This is a genomic window from Yoonia maritima, assembly GCF_003003285.1.
GTDB classification, from domain to species: Bacteria; Pseudomonadota; Alphaproteobacteria; order Rhodobacterales; family Rhodobacteraceae; genus Yoonia; species Yoonia maritima.
The window spans coordinates 95,579-102,417 of the sequence record NZ_PVTP01000014.1; the positions used below are offsets into that span (position 1 = coordinate 95,579).

Annotated in this window: 9 protein-coding genes; 8 read left to right on the forward strand and 1 reads right to left on the reverse strand. The window is 53.5% G+C overall.

Annotation, left to right across the window (positions count from 1 at the left end):
* Positions 1-29: 29 nt before the first annotated feature.
* Positions 30-215, reverse strand: coding sequence for a hypothetical protein (locus CLV80_RS16765; protein ID WP_106359091.1), 186 nt, complete (start codon positions 213-215; stop codon positions 30-32).
* A gap of 563 nt (positions 216-778) precedes the next feature.
* Here CLV80_RS16765 and CLV80_RS16770 point away from each other — a divergent pair.
* The 8 genes from CLV80_RS16770 (at position 779) to CLV80_RS16805 (ending at position 6,313) form a co-directional block, all read left to right on the forward strand.
* A complete protein-coding gene (locus CLV80_RS16770; RefSeq protein WP_106359092.1) occupies positions 779-1,411 on the forward strand; it encodes a tyrosine-type recombinase/integrase in 633 nt (210 codons plus the stop codon).
* A gap of 406 nt (positions 1,412-1,817) precedes the next feature.
* The gene (locus tag CLV80_RS16775; RefSeq protein ID WP_106359093.1) at positions 1,818-2,129 is read left to right on the forward strand and encodes a hypothetical protein; all 312 of its coding nucleotides are present in this window, start codon (positions 1,818-1,820) and stop codon (positions 2,127-2,129) included.
* Complete coding sequence (locus CLV80_RS16780; RefSeq protein ID WP_106359094.1) at positions 2,126-2,479, forward strand: hypothetical protein; 354 nt, start codon at positions 2,126-2,128, stop codon at positions 2,477-2,479. The genes CLV80_RS16775 and CLV80_RS16780 overlap by 4 nt, the downstream gene beginning before the upstream one ends.
* Complete coding sequence (locus tag CLV80_RS16785; protein ID WP_243394605.1) at positions 2,469-3,308, forward strand: hypothetical protein; 840 nt, start codon at positions 2,469-2,471, stop codon at positions 3,306-3,308. The genes CLV80_RS16780 and CLV80_RS16785 overlap by 11 nt, the downstream gene beginning before the upstream one ends.
* A gap of 83 nt (positions 3,309-3,391) precedes the next feature.
* Complete coding sequence (locus CLV80_RS16790) at positions 3,392-4,591, forward strand: N-acetyltransferase DgcN family protein (RefSeq protein ID WP_207766608.1); 1,200 nt, start codon at positions 3,392-3,394, stop codon at positions 4,589-4,591.
* Positions 4,588-5,709: an alanine/ornithine racemase family PLP-dependent enzyme gene (locus CLV80_RS16795; protein ID WP_106359095.1), complete on the forward strand. Its 1,122-nt coding sequence runs from the start codon at positions 4,588-4,590 to the stop codon at positions 5,707-5,709. The genes CLV80_RS16790 and CLV80_RS16795 overlap by 4 nt, the downstream gene beginning before the upstream one ends.
* 53 nt (positions 5,710-5,762) lie before the next feature.
* Complete coding sequence (locus CLV80_RS16800) at positions 5,763-5,981, forward strand: hypothetical protein (RefSeq protein ID WP_106359096.1); 219 nt, start codon at positions 5,763-5,765, stop codon at positions 5,979-5,981.
* Between the two features lie 50 nt (positions 5,982-6,031).
* On the forward strand, positions 6,032-6,313 hold the full coding sequence (locus CLV80_RS16805) for a hypothetical protein (protein WP_106359097.1): 282 nt from the start codon (positions 6,032-6,034) through the stop codon (positions 6,311-6,313).
* The last annotated feature ends 526 nt before the right edge of the window (positions 6,314-6,839 follow it).

A 6,839-nucleotide genomic window follows, 5' to 3' on the forward strand; every position in this document is an offset into this window, starting at 1 on the left:
AACTACGGCTATTCGGTGCGTTCAGGCGTTTACTCTTTGGGGCGGTTTCGAACCGATCGAACGTGATGGTTAGGTGGTTTGACCGCGTTTTCAGCGTCACGTTGGAATTCTGTTTCTTCCGCCAGTTTGAACATGGCAGCGGGCTCGAGTTCACCTTTAGCAATCGCTAATGCTTCTTTCGCACCTCTAATAAGGCTATCGCCGAATTCGGTCATATCCACCTACCTGCTTTTTCGCACCTAGTGGATACCATGCATTTTCGATCTTGTCTGCCCTACATGACAAGCGCTTCGGACTGCGTTCCCAATCCCAAAGGTGAAGTTTTGCATGGGGATTTTGCCACAATCTTAAATCAACAAAGTCAACGACTCGGCCGAAACACGAAAGCTGCCGTAAGAACGGTCCTTTTCGCGCCACTCAACCATAACCCGCCGTTCGGGCAGCGCGCAGCGAATGTCTCAAAAGAGCCCATTGTGTGAATTCGGTTTTCCTGCTGCGCGCGCTCGCAGCGTGGAAAATGCTGCATCTGCTCGAATTTGAATGTCCCGTGGCGGAGAAGAAACCGGACATTTAAAAAAATATCGCAAGGACCACTTCACCAAGCCGAATTTAGTGAAATTCGCAGCATCCGATAAAATGGGCTGGTTGCGGCCCAATACACCTGTAGAGATACTACGCAATAGAGCCTTCGGATAACGGCCATTCAATCCGATGCTAAGCTCTCGGCGTCAGCGCGGTGCTGATGTCTGGGTATGGAGGGCGGATTGGAGGGCAAATCATGCCTAGAGTCCAACTTCCTACCGTCACCCCAAAACGCCGAGCTTGGAGCAAGGGTTGGATCATCGGACAGAAACGACCGCTATTGCCAAAGCAGGTTTGGGCCATCCGTGCACGGCTCGAAATTGCAGGCTATCTTCGCGACCTTGCGCTGTTCAACGTTGCGATCGATAGCAAGCTGCGCGGCTGTGATCTGGTCAAACTCGCCGTGACCGACTTGGTCAAGGATGATCGCGTGCGCGAACGAATTTCGGTCATCCAGAGCAAAACCAAGAGACCGGTTCAGTTTGAACTGACGGAAAACACCCGCGAAATCGTCATTGCGTGGGTTACATCACCCGAAATGATTGGCTGCCGCTTTATGTTCCCGAGCCGTTTCCACGATCGGCCCCATATCTCGACGCGACAATACGGTCGACTTGTCCGTGATTGGGTGACAGCGATCGGATTGGAGCCCAGTGGCTATGGTACTCATTCACTTCGTCGGACCAAAGCTGCAGAAATCTACCGCAAAACAGGCAACCGCCGCGCGGTGCAACTCCTACTTGGCCATACAAAGATTGATAGCACGGTGCGCTACCTCGGCGTTGAGCTAGAAGATGCTCTAAGTATTGCAGAGCGTATCGACATCTAACCCATGTTGGCGGACGGCACGTGCCGTTCGCCAATTTGGAAGAGGCCTACGACAATGTAGCGGCGAAAACGAAGTGAGCGCCCTCTCTACCAACCTTCTGTGACGCAGCAGATGTCAGCTTCTGAACAGGCGAATCGAGAAAATGACATAACTGGAGAAGGTTCTTCCGATGCACACGCTGGAGGCTTGCTAACCTTGACTTCTTTAAGGGCACGGGTGGTCTGAGAAATGGAGCCGGAATCACCAACGTTGTATTTCCGACGCTAAGAGACTATGTGAGAAATACGAAAGTTGCGGTTCTCTGCGGCACAGGCGCATCGCCAGCCAGAGCGGACCACAATCATCCATCATAAAAATTCAGCTGTCGTGTCCTTTAGCAGGGATCTGATGTTTGGGAAGGTTGCCGATGTCGTCGCGCACGACCACATCATTTGTGACATTTCTTCATCCGTTTGTGGTCGCGGGGTACACCGATGAACTGCCGGCGGGTGAATACGAAGTGTTGGCAGACGACGACGTCATGCTGAGCAACAGCTTTGCCGCATACCGACGGACCGCGACGTTTCTATTGATCGATTGGCACGCAGGAAAGTCAGAGCTGCGCGCAGTGGATCACCGAGACCTGGAGTTGGCTCTGGCACAGGATCAGGCCAACGCGAACAAACACGAAATCAAAAATAGTGCGGCGGCGCTTTCTCCGTCAGAGGATCAAAAATGACATTTCCCGAATGGACGAAACCCGGTGTCTACGGTGCCTTGGTTGGCGCGGTAGCAGTTTCTATTCTTGGCTTCACCTGGGGCGGTTGGACAACTGCAGGCAGTGCAGACGAGATGGCTCAGAGCTTTGCTGCCGACGAAGTTACATTGGCGATGGTGCCAGTTTGCCTAAATCTGTCAGAGGCTGATACGGAACGCACTACAAAACTGGCAACACTTCAAGAAGCTTCAAGCTTTCAGCGGCGCAAAGCCATGATGGAAACTGGCTGGGCCACATTGCCGGGCACTGATACCCCAAGCCGGGATCTGGCAGACGCGTGCCTTGCGGGGCTTGAGTTAGATGGATCGTAAATCACAGTTAACGGAGCCGCGACCTCCGCAATCTGTCACTGCCCATATTCCAGCGGATACACCAACATTCATGGCCCTGTTTATGGGTTCGATTATTGCAGTCCTGCTGCTTGCGATACCAGCTTTTGCTCAAACCGCCGATCAGCCAATGCCTGAGAACGCCAGTGCCAAAAGTTACGGCGATGGCTGGGAATGTACCATAGGATTCCGGCTGAACGAAAATGCCTGCGTCGCTATAATTGTGCCGCAAAACGCATATGACACGAACCGGTCCTACGGTTCCGGGTGGGAATGTCTACATGGGTTTCGCAGGGCCGACGAAACTGCCTGTGTAGCAGTAGAGGTGCCTGAGGGTGGGTTTTTGGACACGTCAGGCGAACGATGGCGTTGTTTGCGCGGCTTCATCAAGGTCGATGACACATGTCAGGAGATCGTATTGCCCGCAAATGCATACTTGGCAGATGCCTCGTATGGCTCCACGTGGACGTGCGAACGTGGGTTCGAAGAAACTGGCGACCTGTGTACTGCAATTGCGGTTCCGGCCAACGCCTATCTGAATGGATCAGGATACGGGCCGCCGTGGACATGTGAGCGCGGCTTCTTTGAACGGGACGGTCTGTGCGAAGCCGTCGTGATCCCTGCAAATGCCTATTTTGACGACGCAACTTACGGAACAGGGTGGAAGTGTGAACGTGGATACGAAGCCTCTGGCGACACTTGCGAATTGATCGACGTTCCCGAAAACGCCCATTTGGACAGATCGGGCAATCGCTGGGAATGCGACAAGAACTTCCAAAAATCAAAGGGGCTTTGCGTGCTTAACAACTAAGCGCAAAGCACGGCAACACGGACTTTAAAATGCGCAGGTGAGGACAGTTCTGTCCTTCGTGCCGACCCCAAAAAGGAACTACAATGGAAATCAAATCTGAAACTGTCGACACCATCCGTCGTCCCGTCAGAGGCGCGCAAGCGCCACCAATGACCCACAGCGAACCCAAACATGCGGCCTCAATCACGCGGGTCACAGCGCCACCATCGGCAGTCGTCTATTGCGAGGGGAACTTCGCGCAAATCGATGGCAAGACTGCAAATGGGCTTGTGCGCCATTCAGAGGCGTATCGCATCCTTTCTGTCATCGACAGCACCTTTGGCGGACAAGACAGCGGATCCGTCCTCGACGATACAATGAACCACATCCCTATCTTTGATGATTTGGATGTTGCAGTTGCACATCAAGCCGTCATTCCCGATACGTTGATCTATGGGATGGCCCCCTCAACGGGGCGGCTTTCGCCTGCGGATCGGGGCGTTGTTCTGAAAGCGATTGAGCTTGGCATGAACATCGTGAGCGGGCTGCATGAGTATCTGAGCGATGATCGAGAAATCGCCAAAGCTGCCTCCGAACGGAATGTCACGATCCGGGACATCCGCAAGCCGAAACCCAGCAAGGACATGCGCCTATTCGATGGCAGTGTCGCTGGTGTCAAGGCGCTTCGCATTGCAGTTCTCGGCACCGATTGCGCCATTGGAAAGCGGACAACGGCGACCGTTTTGGCGCGCGCCCTGAATGCGAAGGGCATCAAGACAGTGCTTGTCGGCACAGGCCAGACCGGCTTGATGCAGGGGGCCAAATATGGCATCGCAATGGATGCAGTGCCGCCCCAGTTCTGCTGTGGCGAGCTTGAAGGCGCGATTGTTGCGGCGTCCGAAGCGGAGCAACCCGATGTCATTTTGATCGAAGGTCAGGGCGCGCTGAGCCATCCTGCGTTCTGCACATCGGCATTTATTCTGCGGGGCAGCCAGCCAGATGCTGTCATCCTTCAGCACGCGCCAAAACGCGCACATCGCTGCGATTTTCCCAGTATGCCAATGCCTTCCGCTGCAAGTGAGATTTCCCTGATTGAGGCCTTTGCCAATACAAAGGTCATCGGTATCACGCTCAATCATGAAGGGATGACCGAAGCCGAAATCACCGACACGATCGCGGCACAAACATACAAACTCGGGTTGCCTGTCACCGATGCGTTGGCCCGACCGGCTGCCAATTTGCTTGCGATGGTGGTGGCCGCATATCCCGGTTTGAGGCAAAGGCCTTCGATGGCCGCGATATGAGCTGCCCACGCATAGAAGTGGACTTAGACAAGATACGTCGCAACACAGAAACGGTCGTTCGACGGTTGGACGCGCGTGGTATCGGCGTCACAGGCGTTACCAAGGCCGTCTGCGGCCATCCTGCGATCGCTCAGTCTATGCTGGACGGTGGAGCCTTGGGTCTAGCGGACGCACGAATAAGCAATGTGCAGAGGCTACGCCAAGCAGGCATCACATGCCCGGTCACGCTGATCCGGACGCCGATGTTAAGTCAGGCCGACGCGGTCGTTGGGTTTTGTGAAGCAAGCTATAACACAGATATTGTTGTCATTGCGGCCTTGGCGTCTGCCGCCATCCGCAAAGACAAGGTTCACGGTATCATACTGATGGTCGAGATGGGCGATCAGCGCGAAGGTATTTTACCCGAGAATGTAGCCAAAATTGCGCAGCAGGTCATGACAATGCAAGGGGTGGCGTTGAAAGGCATAGGCGCAAACTTTGCCTGTCTGAGCGGGATCGCCCCCACTGCGTCTCAAATGGCCTCTCTTTGCGACCTCGCGAACGAAGTTGAGGGTGTGTGTGGCCCATTCCTGAAAACCGTGTCCGGTGGCAACTCGGCAAACTTGCCATGGGCGCTTGGAGAACGAACCACTGGCCGCATCAACGACCTAAGACTGGGGGAGGCAATTCTTCTAGGCGTTGACCCAATTTCCGGCGACCAAATCGGCGGGATGCACACGGATGCCTTCACGCTTGTCGCGGAAGTTATCGAAACGGGGGTAAAACCTGCGCCTTTCCCCATAGCTATGATTGATCCAGCCTTGGCAAGACTTCGCATTGTACCAACCAGTGGTGTGTCCATGCGCGTTATCCTCGCGATGGGGCATCAGGACACGGACATTTCTGGGCTTTCAATGCCTGTGGGAAGCGCATTGATCGGTGCAACGAGCGATCATCTGGTCATTGGGGTGAACCGATGCACGCTGAAAACGGGTTCCGAACTGAGGTTTCAGATGAACTATACGGCACTGATGCATGCAATGGCCGCGCCGGACATAGACGTGAAACTACTCTTTGATCTGCCCGCAAAACAACCGCGTCACATCCAGGGCAAGTCCGAACACCTTATGCTGGTTTGAAAAAACCTCGCCTAAACGAACCAACCTCAAATCACAAAAAAGGAAACCGACAAATGGCGAAGCTCACAAAAAAGAATGTGTTTAAAGCGTATGACGCTAAACCAGAGACCCCGATGGACAAGACGACGCGTGTTGTCAGGAAGATGGTTGATGAAGATGCGGAAGAACGACAAGCTAAAATTACCCGACTTCGCAACGCACGCCTCGAACGAGAAGCGAAAACACCACCAGAAACCACGGTCAAAGCTACGCGCAAAACTCGGCGGTCTTAGGCCGCTCCCAAACTTCCCAATCGCCCCTCGCTCCCTCTAAGGATAAATCCATGACAAGCTCAGAGCAGACCGCAGAGAAAATTCACTATATCTGTCAGACATATGTAGAAACGAAGGCTGAGCGCGATGGACAGGCTGGCCTAAAAATCGCCAAGCAATACGAATATTCCACGGCGTCGGAGGCACAAAACAGAGCCGAACGAGAAGCTCTATCCGAAGATTGCGCGGGAGCCGACGCCTACATGGTTCTTGAGGATCCAAACAGCGGAGAAGTCGGAACGCCAAGTTTCCTTATTAGGCTGGGCAATGTTCCGGAATTTGACGATTTCTAGAATTCTAAGAATAGCTATGCCTTGCCCGAAGGCCGTCTTCCACGATCCAGATAGCTTGAATCAGACAAGCGGTGATTGTTGTAAATACAGTGAATTCACACTTCCTCCCGCGCGTCGATATTTCTAATACCGCGCAGCGAATGCGCGGCCTGAATTTGACATCATAGAGCCAGGTTAAATGACCGCATCGGCGACGTGGTCTGCAACGCAGCGATAAACATGCCGCAAGCGCGAAGCGATGCTGCGTCAGCGAAGATCAAAAAACGAATGGCGGCAAAGTCCCGCACAGCAGTCATCGATCGCCCCATTCTGAAGGACGGCTTTTGAACACGGCACGGAAAAAAATTGCCGAACACAGAGTCCCATTAATTGAGAATGCTAAGTCGTTGATTTCGCTATAACCACAGTCTCAACATTAAAGAACTCCGACAGCGCGCTACCTTCAACTGCGACTCTTGTTAGAAAACAGTATGTTATCTGACGAGAGGAATCGACATGGGAACGACTTATACGCAGTTGAGTATCA